14 protein-coding genes are annotated in these 15,298 nt (G+C 73.4%); 8 read left to right on the top strand and 6 right to left on the bottom strand.

From position 1 onward, the window contains the following. Window positions 1–131 precede the first annotated feature (131 nt). Entirely contained in the window at window positions 132–1,376 is a 1,245-nt protein-coding gene (locus H9652_RS03610) for a sensor histidine kinase (RefSeq protein WP_191794822.1), read from the top strand. Continuing rightward, on the top strand, window positions 1,373–2,071 hold the full coding sequence (locus tag H9652_RS03615; RefSeq protein WP_225227691.1) for a response regulator: 699 nt from the start codon (window positions 1,373–1,375) through the stop codon (window positions 2,069–2,071). The genes H9652_RS03610 and H9652_RS03615 overlap by 4 nt, the downstream gene beginning before the upstream one ends. Before the next feature lie 4 nt (window positions 2,072–2,075). Here H9652_RS03615 and H9652_RS03620 read toward each other — a convergent pair whose 3' ends face one another. From H9652_RS03620 to H9652_RS20170, 3 genes are all read right to left on the bottom strand, one after another. Continuing rightward, the gene (locus tag H9652_RS03620; RefSeq protein ID WP_191794825.1) at window positions 2,076–3,683 is read right to left on the bottom strand and encodes a SpoIIE family protein phosphatase; all 1,608 of its coding nucleotides are present in this window, start codon (window positions 3,681–3,683) and stop codon (window positions 2,076–2,078) included. Between the two features lie 172 nt (window positions 3,684–3,855). Continuing rightward, window positions 3,856–4,509 carry a response regulator gene (locus H9652_RS03625; RefSeq protein WP_191794827.1) on the bottom strand — a complete coding sequence of 218 codons (654 nt, stop codon included), beginning with the start codon at window positions 4,507–4,509 and terminating at the stop codon, window positions 3,856–3,858. After that, window positions 4,506–5,894: a sensor histidine kinase gene (locus H9652_RS20170; protein WP_191794829.1), complete on the bottom strand. Its 1,389-nt coding sequence runs from the start codon at window positions 5,892–5,894 to the stop codon at window positions 4,506–4,508. Before H9652_RS20170 ends, H9652_RS03625 begins: the two co-directional genes overlap by 4 nt. Window positions 5,895–6,053: 159 nt before the next feature. Between H9652_RS20170 and H9652_RS03635 the strand changes: the two genes are divergently transcribed. Beyond that, on the top strand, window positions 6,054–7,031 hold the full coding sequence (locus H9652_RS03635) for a CPBP family intramembrane glutamic endopeptidase (RefSeq protein WP_191794831.1): 978 nt from the start codon (window positions 6,054–6,056) through the stop codon (window positions 7,029–7,031). A gap of 120 nt (window positions 7,032–7,151) precedes the next feature. Beyond that, on the top strand, window positions 7,152–8,309 hold the full coding sequence (locus H9652_RS03640) for an LLM class flavin-dependent oxidoreductase (RefSeq protein WP_191794834.1): 1,158 nt from the start codon (window positions 7,152–7,154) through the stop codon (window positions 8,307–8,309). A 36-nt stretch (window positions 8,310–8,345) separates the two neighbouring features. On the opposite strand, the gene H9652_RS03645 is transcribed toward H9652_RS03640, so the two are convergent. Together H9652_RS03645 and H9652_RS03650 are read right to left on the bottom strand one after the other, a co-directional pair. Next, window positions 8,346–9,347 (bottom strand): NADP-dependent oxidoreductase, encoded by a 1,002-nt coding sequence (locus H9652_RS03645; protein ID WP_191794836.1) that lies wholly within the window; start codon window positions 9,345–9,347, stop codon window positions 8,346–8,348. Window positions 9,348–9,469: 122 nt separating this feature from the next. Beyond that, complete coding sequence (locus H9652_RS03650) at window positions 9,470–9,856, bottom strand: DUF1304 domain-containing protein (protein ID WP_191794838.1); 387 nt, start codon at window positions 9,854–9,856, stop codon at window positions 9,470–9,472. Between the two features lie 144 nt (window positions 9,857–10,000). Between H9652_RS03650 and H9652_RS03655 the strand changes: the two genes are divergently transcribed. Both H9652_RS03655 and H9652_RS03660 read left to right on the top strand, forming a co-directional pair. Continuing rightward, on the top strand, window positions 10,001–10,633 hold the full coding sequence (locus H9652_RS03655) for a TetR/AcrR family transcriptional regulator (RefSeq protein ID WP_191794840.1): 633 nt from the start codon (window positions 10,001–10,003) through the stop codon (window positions 10,631–10,633). A 62-nt stretch (window positions 10,634–10,695) separates the two neighbouring features. Further along, window positions 10,696–12,618, top strand: coding sequence for a cation:proton antiporter (locus H9652_RS03660; RefSeq protein WP_191794842.1), 1,923 nt, complete (start codon window positions 10,696–10,698; stop codon window positions 12,616–12,618). A 24-nt stretch (window positions 12,619–12,642) separates the two neighbouring features. Here the strand turns inward: H9652_RS03660 and H9652_RS03665 are convergent, their stop codons facing one another. Beyond that, complete coding sequence (locus tag H9652_RS03665; protein WP_191794844.1) at window positions 12,643–13,065, bottom strand: hypothetical protein; 423 nt, start codon at window positions 13,063–13,065, stop codon at window positions 12,643–12,645. 134 nt (window positions 13,066–13,199) lie between these two features. Here H9652_RS03665 and H9652_RS03670 point away from each other — a divergent pair, with 134 nt between their 5' ends. Next, entirely contained in the window at window positions 13,200–13,850 is a 651-nt protein-coding gene (locus H9652_RS03670; RefSeq protein ID WP_191794846.1) for a GntR family transcriptional regulator, read from the top strand. A 116-nt stretch (window positions 13,851–13,966) separates the two neighbouring features. Beyond that, window positions 13,967–15,193 (top strand): MFS transporter, encoded by a 1,227-nt coding sequence (locus tag H9652_RS03675; RefSeq protein WP_191794848.1) that lies wholly within the window; start codon window positions 13,967–13,969, stop codon window positions 15,191–15,193. Window positions 15,194–15,298: the final 105 nt, after the last annotated feature.

Here is a 15,298-nt window from a genome sequence, read left to right on the forward strand (position 1 = left end):
GGCTCCGGGGGCGCCGCCGTCGTCGTCCCGGAAGAGCCCCCAGGTGCGGCGGTGGCCTGATCCTTTGGGGTGACCCTGGGTCGTCCCCACTGGCGATGTGCACCGCCCGCCCGCGCGCATAGTCTCGCCGCATGCCTCCTGCTCCGCCGATCCGCTACGTGCCCTACTCGGCCTTCGACCTGTCCTGGCGGCTGGCGGCCGCGTTCGGGTTCGGGGCGCTGCTCTTCCTCGCCTCCGCGCTCCTCACGGCGGAGGACCCTCAGGGGGCGACCTTCGAGCAGTGGGCGGCGATCTTCCTGCTCGACCTCCTCCTCGGCGTCGTGGCGCTGGTCCTCCTCCCGGCGGTCCGTGCGGCACCGCTCACCGTGGCTCTCCTCATGGCGGTGGTCGGCGGCTTCACGACCTTCGGTGCGGGGGCCGTCGTGATCGCTCTGATCTCGCTCGCGACCCGTCGGCGGTGGCGGGAGATCGCGGGCGTCGGGGTCGTGTACATGGCGTCCAGCCTGGGGAACGAGGCACTCTTCCGGTCGATGATCCCCGAGTGGGCGCACACGCCGTGGTGGGTGTGGCTCGTCGTCGGGGCGCTCGTGTACGGCCTGGTCGTCGCGATCGGCGTCTCGATCGGGAACCGCCGCGACCTCGCGGAGTCCTGGCGCGTGCGGGCCGTGACGGCCGAGCGCGAGCAGGCCGCGCGCGTCGACCAGGCACGGTCGACCGAGCGCACCCGGATCGCGCGCGAGATGCACGACGTCCTGGCGCACCGTATCTCGCTCGTCGCGATGCACTCGGGGGCGCTCGCGTACCGCACGGACCTCACGCCCGAGGAGACGGCGGTGGCCGCGGGCGTGATCCGCGACAACGCGCACCTCGCGATGACCGAGCTGCGCGAGGTCCTCGGCGTGCTGCGCGAGACCGACGTCCCGGGCGCGGCCCCCGAGCGCCCGCAGCCGACGCTCGCCGCCCTGCCCGACCTGCTGGCCGAGGTACAGGGCCCGGACGGCTCCGACCCGGTCACGTGCGAGGTCGCACCGGGCACGGCCGAGCACCTCGCCGGGCTGGGTGACCAGGTGAGCCGGAGCGCGTACCGCATCCTGCAGGAGTCCCTCACGAACGCCCGCAAGCACGCGCCGGGCGAGCCGGTCCGCGTCGAGATCGACGGCGCCCCGGGGGAGGGGCTCACGGTGCGGGTCGCCAACCCGCTCGTCGCGGTCCGCGTGCCCGACGACGGCGACGGGCCGTGCCCGTCCGGTGCGCCGCCGTCGGGCCTGGGGCTGACGGGGCTCGCGGAGCGTGCGCGCCTCACGGGCGGCGAGCTGACCGCGGGGCCCGACGGGGCAGGCCGCTTCGTCGTGAGAGCGTGGCTCCCGTGGACCTGACCCCGCTGACTCCTGCCGCCCCCGAGACCGTGCCAACGGACACACCCCTGCGTGTCGTCCTGGTCGACGACGACACGCTCGTCCGCGCGGGGCTGCGCCTCATCCTGGGCGGCGACCGGGCGATCGAGATCGTGGGCGAGGCCTCCGACGGGATCGCTGCCGTCTCGGAGATCGCGCGGACCCGGCCCGACGTCGTCCTCATGGACATCCGCATGCCCCGCCGCGACGGGCTTGCGGCCCTGGAGATCGCGCGCGCGGCCGACCCGACGCTCAAGGTCGTCGTCCTGACGACGTTCGACGCCGACGACATGGTGCTGACCGCGCTGCGGCTGGGCGCGGCGGGCTTCCTGCTCAAGGACACGCCGCCCGCCGAGCTCGTGGCGGCGGTCCGGCTCGTCGCGCAGGGGCGGTCCATGCTGTCCCCGTCGGTCACGCAGCAGCTCATCACGGCGGTCGCGCGTCAGCCCGTCGACGGCCGGGAGGCCGCCGCGCAGGTGCGCCTCGCGCGGCTGACCGAGCGCGAGCTCGAGGTCGCGGTCGCGATCGGGACGGGACTGTCCAACGCGGACATCGCGGCGAGCCTTTTCCTGAGCATCGCGACGGTCAAGACCCACGTGGGGCGGGTGCTCGACAAGCTCGGGGCCGACAACCGCGTGCAGGTCGCGATCTGCGTGCACGACGCGGGGCTCGCCTAGCGGGTCAGGGCACCTCGTAGAGCAGCAGGGCGACGTCGTCCCGCGCGCCGTCGGCGAGGAGCTCGGCGAGCAGCGCGTCCGGCAGGTCGGAGGCCGGGCGCTCCTCACGGATCGCGAGGGCCGCGTCGGCCAGGCGGCGCAGGCCCTGCGAGAGGTGCTCGCCGCGGCGCTCGACGAGCCCGTCGGTGTACAGCACGACGGCGTCGCCGCTGTCGAGCGCGGCGGTCGCCTCGGGCCGCGGTGCGGTGCTGAGGGCCAGGGGCGTGCCCCGACCCTCGTTGAGCCAGCACGTCTCGGCCTTGTTGACCACGAGCGGAGGCAGGTGGCCCGCGGCCGAGTAGGTCAGGGTGCGGGCGTTCTCGTCGACGATCGCGCACAGGACGGTCGCGAGCTCGGCACCGGGGAGCGTCCGCGCGAAGCGGTCGAGGCCCTCGAGCGTGGCCGCGGGTCCCAGGTTCTCCAGGAGCAGGGCGCGGCTCGCGCTGCGGAGCTGTCCCATGACGGCCGCCGCGCGCAGCCCCTTGCCCACGCAGTCGCCCACGACCAGGCCGAAGCGCCCTCCGGACAGGTCGACGACGTCGTACCAGTCGCCGCCGATGAGGAGGCTGTCGTCGGCCGGACGGTAGCGGGTGTGCCACCCCGGGGCCGTCGGGTCGTCGGGGAGCATCGCGTCCTGGAGGGCGTTCGCGACGTTGCGCAGCTCGTCGACCTGACGGATCTGGGCGAGCGTGCTGCTCAGGGCGGTGCCGACCGCGGACGCGACGAGCTGGAGGAACGAGCGCTGGTCCTCGTCGTCGGGGCGCTGCGGGTTCCCCTCGAGGACGATCACGCCCGCCGCGGCACGGTCGCGGGTGGCCGCGAGCGGCGCGACGAGCGCGGGGCCGACGTGCTCGAGCCGTCGCTCGTCGGCGACCTCGCGCAGGATCTGCGACGGGACCGACTCGTCGTGACGCTCGTGCGTCGACGCGAAGGCCACGAGCCCGGCCGACGTGTCGAGGTAGAGGTCCGCACGCGTGACGTCGACGCTGCGCCCGAGCACCCCGACGGTCGCGGCAGCGAGCTCGTCGACGTCGCCCTGGAGGCGCTGGAGGGTCGCCGTGAGGGTGCCGAGGGTCTGGAGCCGACGGCGGTCGACGACGTGGCCCGTGGTCTCGGTCGCGACGTCCATGACCCCGCGGATGGTGCCGTCGTCGGCACGCAGCGGGCTGTACGAGAACGTGAAGGCCGTCTCCTCGTCGAAGCCCGAACGGTTCATGATCAGGGTCTGGTCCTCGGACCACGTGGGTTCACCGGTCTCCAGGACCGAGGCGAACAGGGGCTCGATCTCGTCCCAGATCTCGGCCCACACCTCGCCTGCGGGGGCGCCCATCGCGCCGGGGTGCTTGTCCTGCCCGAGCATGGGCCGGTAGCCGTCGTTGTACAGCATCACGAGGTCCGGTCCCCAGGCGATGAAGATGGGGAAGCGGGTGCTGAAGCACAGGCGCACGGCGGCGCGCAGCGTCTTGGGCCAGGTGTCGGGGGAGCCGAGCGAGGTGGCGGACCAGTCGATCGACCGGGCCAGCTCACCGCTCTCGGTGCCCTGGGTGGCCAGGTCGAACCAGTCGGAACTCACGACTCATGATAGGAGGTTTCGGCAACACCCTTCGCATCCTGTGCAGTGCACACCGGGCCCGTGGAGAGCGCGGGCCGCGTCGAGCGTGCAGTTCGGGTCGTCAGGCCTGCCCGGTGGACGACCCGAGGTGCACGCTCGACGGACGGGACGCCGACGATCCGGCCGCCCGGGGTCACCCGCGCTCCGACAGCCCGACCAGCCCCGACTCGTACGCCGCGATCACGAGCTGCACGCGGTCGCGGCACCCGAGCTTGCGCAGCACCTCGGACACGTGGGACTTCACGGTCTGCTCGGTGATGAACAGCTCGGCCCCGATCTCGGCGTTGGACAGCCCCCGGGCGACCGTGAGCAGCACCTCGCGCTCGCGTCCCGTGAGGTTCTCGATCCCGGGCGCGGCCCTGGTCGTGCGCTGCGCGAAGTCGCCGACCAGGCGGCGCGTCACGGTGGGCCCCAGCAGCATCGACCCGTCCGCGACGAGACGCACGCCCTCGACCAGGCGAGGGGCCGGGGTGTCCTTGAGCAGGAAGCCCGAGGCCCCGGCCTGGAGCGCGTCGAACACGTACTCGTCGAGGTCGAACGTCGTGAGGATCAGGACGCTCGTGCCGGGGTGGCGCGCGCAGATCGCGCCCGTCGCGGCGATCCCGTCCATGACGGGCATGCGCACGTCGACGACCGCGACGTCGGGCCGGTGGGTCGCGACGACGTCGAGCAGCTCGGCCCCGTCGCCCGCCGAGCCGACGACCTCGATGTCCTCGGCCGCGTCGAGGATCGCGGCGAATCCGTACCGGACCACGGGCTGGTCGTCCGCGACCACGACGCGGGTCACGCGTCGGTCCCGTCCACGGCGTCGGGAAGCGGGGCGGCCAGGTCGTCGCCCGTGGAGCCGTACCGGTAGGTCTCCGTGCGCTCCGGTGCCGTGGCCGGTTCCGGCTCGCCGACCGGGAGCGAGAGGTCGACGACGAACGAGCCGTCCTCCTCGCCCGCCGTGAGCGAGCCGCCGATCGACTCGACGCGTTCGCGCATCCCGAGCAGCCCGCGGCCGGGGGCTGCGGGGGAGGTGCGGGGGACCAGGGGGTTGGAGAGGCGCGCGGTCACGACCGTGCCCGACGGCGTCGCTCCCGTCCCGAGGGCGAGCGTCACCGGCTGCCCCGGGGCGTGGCGACGCGCGTTCGTCAACGACTCCTGGACCGCGCGGTAGAGCACGAGCCCCTGGGCCGACGGAAGGTCGGGCACGCCCGCCACGACCGTCACCTGCTGCCCGGCCGAGCGGGCCGCGTCCACGAGCGCCACGACGTCACCGGCCCCGGGCTGCGGCGCCCGGTCGGCGCCCTCGGTGCGCTGCAGCACCGCGAGCACCTGACGCAGCTCGCCCAGCGCGTGCCGCGCGTCGTCGGCGATGTCCGCGAGCACGACCCTGGCCTCGGCATCCATCGACGGGTGCACGTACGGTGCCGACTCCGCACGGACGGCGACGAGCGAGATGTGGTGCGCGACGACGTCGTGCAGGTCGTGCGCGATCCGGGCCCTCTCGACGGCGACGGTCTCGACCGCGAGGGCCTGGTCGGAGACGAGGGCGGCGGCGGCCGTGCGCAGGCGTGCGCGCTGCCCCGCCCCGACAGCGGCACTGGTAGCCACCGCAGCGAACGACATGACGACGTAGAGCACGAACGTCACGTCGCTCTCACGGCCGGAGGTCACGGGGCCGATCGGCAGCAAGGCGGGGATGTCCGAGGCGCAGTAGATCGCGACGACACCGGTGGCCAGTGCGAACGGGAGCAGCGTGCGATGCCACGCGTCGTGCGCCGCGACGACCGCTACGGCCAGAAGGGCGAGCCACCAGGCCCAGACGAACGTGCCGATCAGGGGGAGGAGGAGGAAGGGCCAGCCGGCGAGCACGCAGGCCAGCAGGGCGGAGCGGCGCGCGACGAGCACTCCCACCACGGCACTGAAGCTGCCGAGCGCGACGACGGGCAGGACGAGCGTGGGGTTCGCGATCATGTTGGTCCAGAGCCTGCCGTCATAGGGCAGCTGGATCGGGGTCACGAGCGTGAACAGCCCGACGAGCAGCGCGAGCACGCCGGGGAAGATCCAGGGGCGCCAGTCCTCGCGCTCGGTCGCGGCGGCTCCGGTCGTTCGCGACCGGTCGGGTGCGCCGTCGGAGACGGGTGGCGGCGAGGTGATGGGCGCGGGGGCCCGGGCGGCGGTGACCATGTCGACGATTGTTGCGGGTCCGGCGCCCGGCACGGCACCGGCACGCGACGGACCCTGTCTCCCTCCTGCGGGGGAGGTCGACGGGGGCCGGACCGCCCAGCCCAGCCCAGGCCAGGCCAGGCCTGGCGTGGCGCACCGGCCCGACGGCAGGATGGGCCGATGGCCCCCGACGACGCGGTTCCCTCCACGCCCAGCTCGGCCCTCGGCTCGACCGATTCCTCGCACGCAACCTCGTCCGTGTCCGTCGCACCACCCCTCCCGCACACGCTCGCCCGCGCCGTGCTCGGCGCGGCCGTCATGGGCGTCGGGCTCGGCGCCTCGGTCGCGCTCGGCATCGCGGCGGCGGAGCACTGGGGGCTCGACGGGTTCCTCGCCCGACTCGTCCCCGCGCTGCTCGTGACGTCGCTGGTCGTCCCGGCGATCCTGTTCCTCCGGCGTCGGTTCGACCGCCGGTCGCTGCGTGGCATCGGGTTGGTCGGACCGCTCACAGCGGTCCGGACAGCCGGCCTCGGGTTCGCCGTCGTCGTCGCCGCTGCCGTCGTGGTCCTGGGTGGGGCCACCGTCGCGGGGTGGCTGACCTGGGGAGCGGTCGACCGGGGAGACCTGCTGCTCTTCCTCGTGACCAACACGTCGATCGCCTTGCTCTACGAGGCGGTGCCCGAGGAGGTCTCGCTGCGTGGCTACGTGCTCACGACGCTCCGGTCCCGGTATGCGCGCTGGGTCGCGATCGTGGTCACGACGGCCTTGTTCCTGGCCGCCGCCTCGACGTCCGTCGTGGTGGGTGCCGGGCTCACGCGCCTGCTGGATGTCGAGCCGTTCCCGTGGGGCGTCGTACCGGCGGGGGAGGACCCGGTCTCGTACTTCATGCTGCTCGCGGTCTTCGGACTCATGCTCGCCTACGCGCGCGAGGCGGACCCGACGGCGAGCGTGTGGACGTGCGTCGGCGCTCACCTGGCCTTCCTCACGGTCAACCGGGTCGTGCTGTCGGTGGGCGGGACGGGCGTCGAGGTCGAGCTCGCGAGCCCCGACGTCCTGCTGCTCGTGCCGCTCTACGTGGGTCTCGCGATCGTGGCGTTCGCGTTCCTGGGCGAGCGCACACCCCGTCCCAGCCCGCGAGAGGTTCCGCGAACTGCTTGACCGGCCCGGTGCCCCGGCCTACGGTTCGCCGACGCGCGTGACCCGCGACCTCTTCGACCGACCGGCCCACCGGGCCCCCGAGGACCGGCCGCAGGAGGGTCCGCGCCGGACGGAGGAGACATGACCGCGGCGATCCACTGGTTCCTGCCGACGTCGGGGGACGGGCGCACCGTCGTCGGGTCGTCGCACGCGGCGACGACTCCCGGGACGGCGCAGGCCTTCCGCGCCCCGACGCTCGACTACCTCACCGACGTCGCCCGCGCGGCCGACCGTCTGGGCTTCGAGGCCGTCCTGACCCCGACCGGCACGTGGTGCGAGGACGCGTGGCTGACGACCGCGGCGTTGCTGCGCGAGACGCAGCGGCTGCACTTCCTCGTCGCGTTCCGCCCGGGCCTGGTGTCGCCGACGCTCGCCGCGCAGATGGCGGCGACGCTCCAGCGGTTCTCGGGCGGGCGTGTGCGCCTCAACGTCGTGACGGGCGGGGACGAGAGCGAGCAGCGCAGGTTCGGCGACTGGCTCGAGCACGACGAGCGCTACGCGCGCACGGCCGAGTTCCTGGCGGTCGTGCGCGGGCTGTTCTCGGGCGAGCCGCTCGACCTCGACGGGCGGCACTACCGGATCCGCGACGGCCGGGTCCCTGTGCCGCCGGACCCGGCACCACCCATCTACTTCGGCGGCTCCTCGGACGCCGCGCTGCCCGTCGCGGCCGAGCACGCCGACGTCTACCTCACGTGGGGTGAGCCGCCTGCCCAGGCCAAGGCGAAGATCGACCGGGTGCGGGAGCTCGCTGCCGAACGGGGGCGGACCCTGCGGTTCGGCATCCGGCTGCACACCATCAGCCGGGACTCGTCCGCCGAGGCGTGGGGCGTCACCGAGAAGTTCCTCGACGCGTGGTCGCCCGAGCAGGTCGCGGCCGCGCAGGCCCAGTTCCGTTCGTCGTCCTCGACGGGCCAGCGGCGCATGGCCGCGCTCAACGGCGACCGCTTCGACGGCCGCTCCCGGTCGCTCGAGGTGCACCCGGGCCTGTGGTCGGGCGTGGGGCTCGTGCGCGGCGGGGCCGGGACGTCCCTCGTGGGCAGCCACGAGGAGGTCGCCGATCTCGTGCAGGAGTACCACGATGCGGGCTTCGACGAGTTCGTGCTCTCGGGGTACCCGCACCTCGAGGAGGCGCACTGGTTCGCCGAGGGCGTGCGACCGATCCTCGACCAGCGCGGGGTCACGCGTCCGGTCGGGGCGCGCGACGAGGCCGCGCTCAGGACGCACTCGGTGGCGTTCTAGGCGCGGCCCCGGGCTGTGCTGGGGGGAGGCGAGCCGTCAGACGCGCACGACCATCTTGCCCGTGTTCGCGCCGCGCATGAGGTCGAGGAACGCGTCGACCGAGTTCTCGATCCCGTCGACCACGGTCTCGTCGAAAACGACGTCGCCGGCCTGGAGCCACGCGCCCATGTCGCGCGAGAACGCGGGGAAGTGCTCGAGGTGGTGGCCGATCGTGAAGCCGCGGAGCATGAGGCTGCGCGTCACCATGTTGCCCATGTTGCGGGGGCCGGGTGTGGGCTCGGTCGTGTTGTACTGCGAGATCGCTCCGCACAGCGCCGCGCGCCCGAAGTCGTTGAACGCGCCCAGTGCTGCTTCGAGGTGGTCGCCGCCGACGTTGTCGAAGTACAGGTCGATCCCGTCGGGTGCGGCCGCGGCGAGCTGGTCGGCGACCGGCCCCTCCTTGTAGCTGAACGCCGCATCGTAGCCGTAGCGCTCGGTCAGGAGCGCGACCTTCTCGGGCGTCCCGGCGGACCCGACGACGCGGCCCGCGCCCTTGAGCCGCGCGATCTGGCCCGCGGCGGTGCCCACGGCCCCGGCCGCGCCGGAGACGAACACGGTGTCGCCCTCGCGCAGGCCCGCGATCTCGAGCAGCCCGACGTACGCGGTGAGCCCGGTCATGCCCAGGATCCCCAGGTAGGCGGACAGCGGCACGCCCGGGATCTCGGGGACCACGCGGAACGCGGCCGCGTCGCCCTGGGCCACGTCGCGCCACCCGAGCTGGTGCAGCACGACGTCGCCGACCGCGATGCCCTCGGCCGTCGAGGCCTCGACGCGTCCGACGGCGCCGCCGGTCATGGTCTCGCCGAGCGCGAAGGGCGGCGTGTAGGACTTCACGTCGTTCATGCGCCCGCGCATGTACGGGTCGACGGACACGAACTCGTTCCGGACGCGCACCTGGCCGGGGGCGAGCTCGGGGAGCTCGACCTGGACGGTGCGGAAGTCGTCGTGCGTGGGCCAGCCGGTGGGGCGGGCGACGAGCTGGATCTGCGTGGAGGTCATGAGGGTCCTTCGGTTGCGGTTCTGGGGGAGCACGCCCGACGGCGTCGCAACAGCCGGTGGGGCCGGTGCGGCGGGAGTGGTGGCTCGGGCGGCGGGTGGTCGGTGTGCGGGGCTGGTGGCGGTCAGGACACCAGGGCGATCACGAGCAGCAGGATCGCGATCGCGGGTGGGACGAGCTGGACGAGTGCCGCGCGGGCCTTGGCGGGCGAGGAGACGATCAGCACGAGCCCGGCGAGGACCATCGAGCCGGTCGCGCTCAGGACGAGCGCCGCGCCGACGTCGGTGTGACCGCTCGTGACCAGCACGATGCCGATCGCGGTGATGGCCGCGAGGAACAGGTTGTAGAAGCCCTGGTTGAACGCGAGCTCCTTGGTGTCGCGGGCCTCCTGCTCGGCGGTCCCGAACGTGGCGCGGGTCCGCGGTGAGGTCCAGGACACGGACTCGAGCACGAAGATGTAGACGTGGATCAGCGCGGCGAGGCCTGCGAAGACCAGTGCTGTCGCGGTCATGGGGTGTCCTCCTGGGTGAGGGGCGGGCTCTCGCGCCTGCCGCTGCCGGCGGGAACGGTGTTCTGAACTGATCGGTCTACTAATCGACGGTACAGTTGTGTACCGGTCGGTGCAATTCGAGAAGCGGAAGGTGAGGCGGTCCACATGGGCAGGTCGCAGTCGTTCGACACCACCACGGTGGTCCAGGCGGCCAGGGACGTGTTCTGGGACCAGGGCCTGGACGGAGCATCCCTCCCGGACCTCGAGCGCGCCACCGGGCTCAACCGCTCGAGCCTCTACCACGCGTTCGGCTCCAAGCGCGGGCTGTTCGACGCCGCCGTCGACGACTACCTCGACACCGTGATCCGACCTCGGCTGCGCCCGCTCGTCGCCGCAGGCCAGGACGCCCCGGGCCAGGGGAGCGCCGGCTCGCCCGAGGCCGGACGCGCGGTGGTGACGTACTTCGACCGGCTCGCCTCCGCCGTCGGGCAGCTTCCCTCCGACTCCCCGCGGCTCGGCTGCCTGCTCGTGGGATGTGCGACCGGCGCCGCGGGGCACGACGAGGCACTGCGCGCCGCGGTCGACGCCTACCGGGCCGAGCTGACCGACGCCCTCGTCGGGGCGCTGCGCGCCGCGGACCCGGCGCTCGCGGACGACGTCGTCGAGCAGCGCGCGCGCCTGCTGCTCTCGCTCCAGCTCAGCGCGCTCGCGCTCGCGCGCGTCAACCAGGACGAGGCCGTCGCGATGCTGCACGCCGCGCGCGGCCAGGCGGCAGAGTGGGTTCCGCGCGACGCGTAGCGGTGCGGGGCGCAGGTGCTTCGTCTGATAGGAAGTAATTCCCCGAGCGAGACGAGAAGCCCATGGAGTTCGCCCCCTACCTGATCGCCGGCGTCCTGGCGGTCGTCGGCGTGACCGCGCTCGCGCCCCGCCTGGGGGTCGCCGCCCCGCTCGTCCTCGTGCTCCTGGGCGTCGCGGTGTCGTTCCTGCCCGCGGTCTCGGCCGTCGAGGTCGACCCCGAGTGGATCCTCGCGGGAGTCCTGCCCCCGCTGCTCTACTCGGCGTCCGTGAGCATGCCCGCGATGGACTTCCGGCGAGACCTCAAGGCGATCAGCGGACTGTCGGTGGTGCTCGTCGTCATCAGCGCCGTGGTGCTCGGCTTCCTGTTCCACCTGCTCGTCCCGGGGATCGGGCTCGCGACGGGCATCGCGCTCGGCGCGATCATCAGCCCGACCGACGCGGTCGCGACCTCGATCGTCAAGAAGGCAGGCGTCTCGCCGCGCGTCGTGACCGTGCTCGAGGGCGAGAGCCTGCTCAACGACGCCTCCGCCCTGGTGCTGCTGCGCTCGGCCATCGCGGCCACGGCCGCGACGGTCTCGGTCGGGCAGGTCGCGGGCGACTTCGTCTACGCGGTCGCGGTCGCGGTCGTCATCGGCTTCCTCGTCGGCAAGGCCAACCTGTGGCTGCGCTCACGCGTGCGCGAGGCCACGTCGAACACCGCGATCTCTTTCGTCGTCCCCTTCATCGCGTTCCTGCCCTCGGAGCACCTGGGGGCCTCGGGGCTCGTCGCCGTCGTCGTCGCCGGGATCGTCACGGGCCTCGGCGCGCCCAAGCACCTGAGCCCGCAGGACCGCATCGCCGAGAAGGCGAACTGGCGGACCGTCGAGCTCCTCCTGGAGGGTGGAGTCTTCCTGCTCATGGGGCTCGAGGTGTTCGGCCTCGTCGAGGAGGTCCGCGAGGAGCACGGCAGCCTGTGGACGGCCGCGGGGCTCGCGCTCCTGGCCGCGGTCGTGGTCGTCGCGCTGCGCTCGGTGTTCGTCGCGGTCCTGCTGTGGCTCATGAAGCGCTCCAACCGGCGCAACCCCGAGGTGCGCGAGAAGCTCTCGGCCGTGACCGACAAGCTCGACCGCGGCGAGCTGCCGACGGTCGAGGACCGCGGGCCGGGTCGAGGGAGACGGCGTCGCCGTGCGCCGCGAGGTGACACGGCAGGCGGTCCGGAGGTCGCCGCGGCAGGCGGCCCGGGCGCGGACCGGACGAGCGCGCGCATCCCCGGCCTGGGCGGCCCGGGCGGGCTCGCCGGGGCGCGCGGCGGCGCCGGGCGGAGCACAGGTCCGGGGGAGGCGCCCTCGCTCGACGACCCGCGCGTCCAGACGCGCATGGCCCGCGTCCAGACGTTCCTCACGCGCCGCATCGCCGACATCGACTACCTGGCGGCCGAGCCGCTCGGGCGCCGCGAGGGCGTGCTGCTCGTGTGGGCCGGGATGCGCGGCGTCGTGACGCTCGCGGCGGCGCAGTCCCTCCCGGCCGACACCCCGCACCGGGCGCTGCTCGTCCTCATCGCGTTCTTCGTCGCGGCCGGGACGCTCCTGGTCCAGGGCGGCACGCTGCCGTGGGTCGTGCGGCGCCTCGACCTGACGGTCGACACGTCGACCGAGAACGACGAGCGGCTCGCGCTCCTCGGCGAGCTCTCGCGCGTCGCTTCCGAGGCGATCGACGCGCCCGGCCTCGCGCGCCCCGACGGGACGCCCTACGCGCCCGAGACGATCGAGCGCGTACGCCAGGAGATCGCGCACGACGACCTCGTGGACCGCGAGGCGACCGAGGCCGACGAGCAGCACCGGCAGTACCGCGAGCTGCGGCTCGCGGTGCTCGCGGCCCAGCGCGAGGAGCTGCTGCACGTGCGCGACCACGGCACCTACAGCTCGGGGGCCATGGACGAGACGCTCAAGGTGCTCGACGCGAGCCAGATCAGCGTCGAGATGCACGCGCCGGCCGCCGAGCGGTAGCCCTGCGCGGTACTGCGGGGCGCGCTACGCCGTCTGCTCCCGTGCGATCCGCACGAGGTGCAGCAGAGCGTCGAGGTCGATGTCGGCGAGCGACTTGAAGCCCACGCTCGAGCTGCCGATCTTGGCGCGCCCCAGCGTGTGCGCGTACTTCTGCGCGACGTACTGGTCGTCCTCGACGGCGTTGACGTACACGCTGAGGTAGTTCTGCTGGACGGCGAGGCCGACGACGAACCACTCGACGCTCCCACCGCGCGGGCGCGGCTGGAGCAGGTCGCCGTACCCGACGATCCGCTGGTCGGTCCCGCCCCAGAAGACGCCCTCCCACAGGACCCGGGAGCGGCCCGACATCACCTCCGAGATCGCGGCGTCGAGGCGCAGGGCGTCGTCGCGGAACCGTTCGGGAAGGGTCGTCAGGTACTCGTCGGGGTCGGTCTGGGTCTTCTGCACGAAATGCTCCATCCGGTCGGTCGGCTGGTCGAACGAGGCTATGCGTGCTCCCTGGGACGGGCGAGCGGGCGCGCCAGACCGTGACCGGAACGTAGCCGGCTGCCCCCTTGCATCTAAGATGCTATGGTCGCAAGATGTCGCCTCGCAGGAAGTCCGACGACCAGGCCCCCAGCGCCGTCGAGCGCGCCTTCGCCGCGGTGTCCGCCTCGATCATCACGGGCGAGACGGCCCCCGGGGCGCTCATCACCGAGGGGGAGGTCGCCGACGAGCTCGGCATCAGTCGCACCCCCGTCCGCGAGGCGTTCCTCCAGCTCCAGACGTGCCGCCTGCTCACGCTGTTCCCCAAGCGGGGAGCGGTCGTCGCCACGGTCGCGGACAAGGAGGTCGCGGACCTCCTCGCGGTCAGGATCATGCTCGAGTCGTCCGCGATCCGCGCCCTCGACGGGAACCCCCTGCCCGACGACGTCGCGCACGACCTCGACGACCTCGTCGCCCAGCAGGTGGTCGCCGAGCACGACGGCGACCTGCTCGCCTTCTCTCAGGCGGACTTCGCGTTCCACTCCCGGGTCATCCGTGCCGGGGACAACGACGTGATCGAAGACCTCTTCGCGCAGCTCGGCCCGCGCCTCGAGCTCCTGACCCACCGCGCCGTCCGACGCGACGCGACCTCGCCCACGCGACTCCTCGCCGACCACCGCGTGCTCGCCACGCTGGCGCGTGCCGGGGACGCACAGGCCTACGAGGCCGCGCTGCGCGCGCACGTCCAGCGAGGCAACTACGGCTGACGGGCGCGTCGCCCGCCTGGTCACCATCACCTCGCCCTCCGCTCGGCCGCCTGTCGTGGCCGTGCCATGCCCGTCGACGGGCTGCCGTCCCACCGTCCTCGTCCCCGAGAAAGATCATGAACCGCCACCGCTCGTTCCCCGGCTGGCTGCGTGTCGCCCCGGCCCTCGTCGTCATGGCGTGGGGTGGGAACCACTTCACGCCGCTCCTGCACATGTACCAGGACCTCGGGAACTACTCCGTCGTCATGGTCGACCTTTTCCTCGGGATGTACGTCCTCGGTCTCGTGCCGGGACTGCTCGTGGCCGGACCGCTGTCCGACAGGTACGGGCGCAAGCCGCTCGCCGTCGTCGGCGTCCTGGGCGGGATCGGGGCCAGCGCCCTGCTGGCCCTGGGCTTCGGCAGCGAGGTCGTCATCTGCCTGGGGCGTCTGCTCGCCGGACTGAGCGTGGGTGTCGCGATGTCGGTCGGCACGAGCTGGGTCAAGGAGCTGTCGAGCGCGCCGTTCGACCTGGGGACCGACCCGACGGCCGGGGCTCGCCGCCCGTCGCTGTCCCTGACCCTCGGGTTCGGGATCGGCGCCGGGGTCTCGGGCGTGCTCGCCCAGTGGGGTCCGTGGCCGACGATCACGCCCTACGTGGTCCACGTCGCCCTCAGCGTGGTCGCGCTCGTCCTGCTGGCGACCGCCACCGAGACGATCGGGGGACACCGGTCGACGACGTCGCTCCTCGCCGACCTCCGGGTCCCCGCCGCCTCGCACCGCCGGTTCGTGCGTGTCGTCGTGCCTGCCGCCCCCTGGATCTTCGGGGCCGCCGGGATCGCCTACGCCGTCATGCCGCAGCTCGTGACCGAGCAGACCGGCGACCTGTCGCTGGCCTACGCGACCCTGCTCACGGTCCTCACGCTGGGTACGGGCGCGGTGGTCCAGTCGTTCGTCGCGGCGATCGACCGGGTCACGGGCGGACGGGCGCTCGTCGTCGGGATGGGCCTGATGCTGCTCGGGATGGCGCTGGCCGCGACCAACGCGACCGTCCTGTCGCCCGTGCTCGGCGGGCTCGCAGCGGTCACCCTCGGCGCCGCGTACGGGATCTGCGTGGTGGCCGGCCTGATCGAGGTGCAGGCCGTCGCGACGCCCACCGACCTCGCGGGTCTCACGGGCGTCTACTACAGCCTGTCCTACGTGGGCTTCCTGCTGCCCGTGGTCCTGGCCGGGGCGACGGCGCTCGCCGGGTACACGGTGCTCCTCGTCGTGGTCGCGCTGGCCTGCGCGGGCTGCCTGGTGGCGGGCGCGCGAGGGCGGGGGGGGGGGGGGGGGGGCGGCGACGGCGTGAGCCCGACGGCGTGAGACACCCGACGGCGTGACGGAGCCGTCGGGCACGAGCGGGCGAAGGTCGAGACGTTCGGACGAGGGCGGTCGATCCGAAGGGGTGAGTCGGCGACCCCCTGCCGG

Origin of the sequence: Oerskovia rustica (assembly GCF_014836555.1) — a bacterium.
GTDB classification, from domain to species: domain Bacteria; phylum Actinomycetota; class Actinomycetes; order Actinomycetales; family Cellulomonadaceae; genus Oerskovia; species Oerskovia rustica.

What these genes read in the sequence shown, in the direction of transcription:
- H9652_RS03610 (WP_191794822.1), top strand. Translation starts at nt 132, where the DNA reads ATGCCTCCTGCTCCGCCGATCCGCTACGTGCCCTACTCGGCCTTCGAC.
- H9652_RS20170 (WP_191794829.1), bottom strand. Translation starts at nt 5,894, where the DNA reads ATGGTCACCGCCGCCCGGGCCCCCGCGCCCATCACCTCGCCGCCACCC.
- H9652_RS03635 (WP_191794831.1), top strand. Translation starts at nt 6,054, where the DNA reads ATGGCCCCCGACGACGCGGTTCCCTCCACGCCCAGCTCGGCCCTCGGC.
- H9652_RS03640 (WP_191794834.1), top strand. Translation starts at nt 7,152, where the DNA reads ATGACCGCGGCGATCCACTGGTTCCTGCCGACGTCGGGGGACGGGCGC.
- H9652_RS03645 (WP_191794836.1), bottom strand. Translation starts at nt 9,347, where the DNA reads ATGACCTCCACGCAGATCCAGCTCGTCGCCCGCCCCACCGGCTGGCCC.
- H9652_RS03650 (WP_191794838.1), bottom strand. Translation starts at nt 9,856, where the DNA reads ATGACCGCGACAGCACTGGTCTTCGCAGGCCTCGCCGCGCTGATCCAC.
- H9652_RS03655 (WP_191794840.1), top strand. Translation starts at nt 10,001, where the DNA reads ATGGGCAGGTCGCAGTCGTTCGACACCACCACGGTGGTCCAGGCGGCC.
- H9652_RS03660 (WP_191794842.1), top strand. Translation starts at nt 10,696, where the DNA reads ATGGAGTTCGCCCCCTACCTGATCGCCGGCGTCCTGGCGGTCGTCGGC.
- H9652_RS03670 (WP_191794846.1), top strand. Translation starts at nt 13,200, where the DNA reads ATGTCGCCTCGCAGGAAGTCCGACGACCAGGCCCCCAGCGCCGTCGAG.
- H9652_RS03675 (WP_191794848.1), top strand. Translation starts at nt 13,967, where the DNA reads ATGAACCGCCACCGCTCGTTCCCCGGCTGGCTGCGTGTCGCCCCGGCC.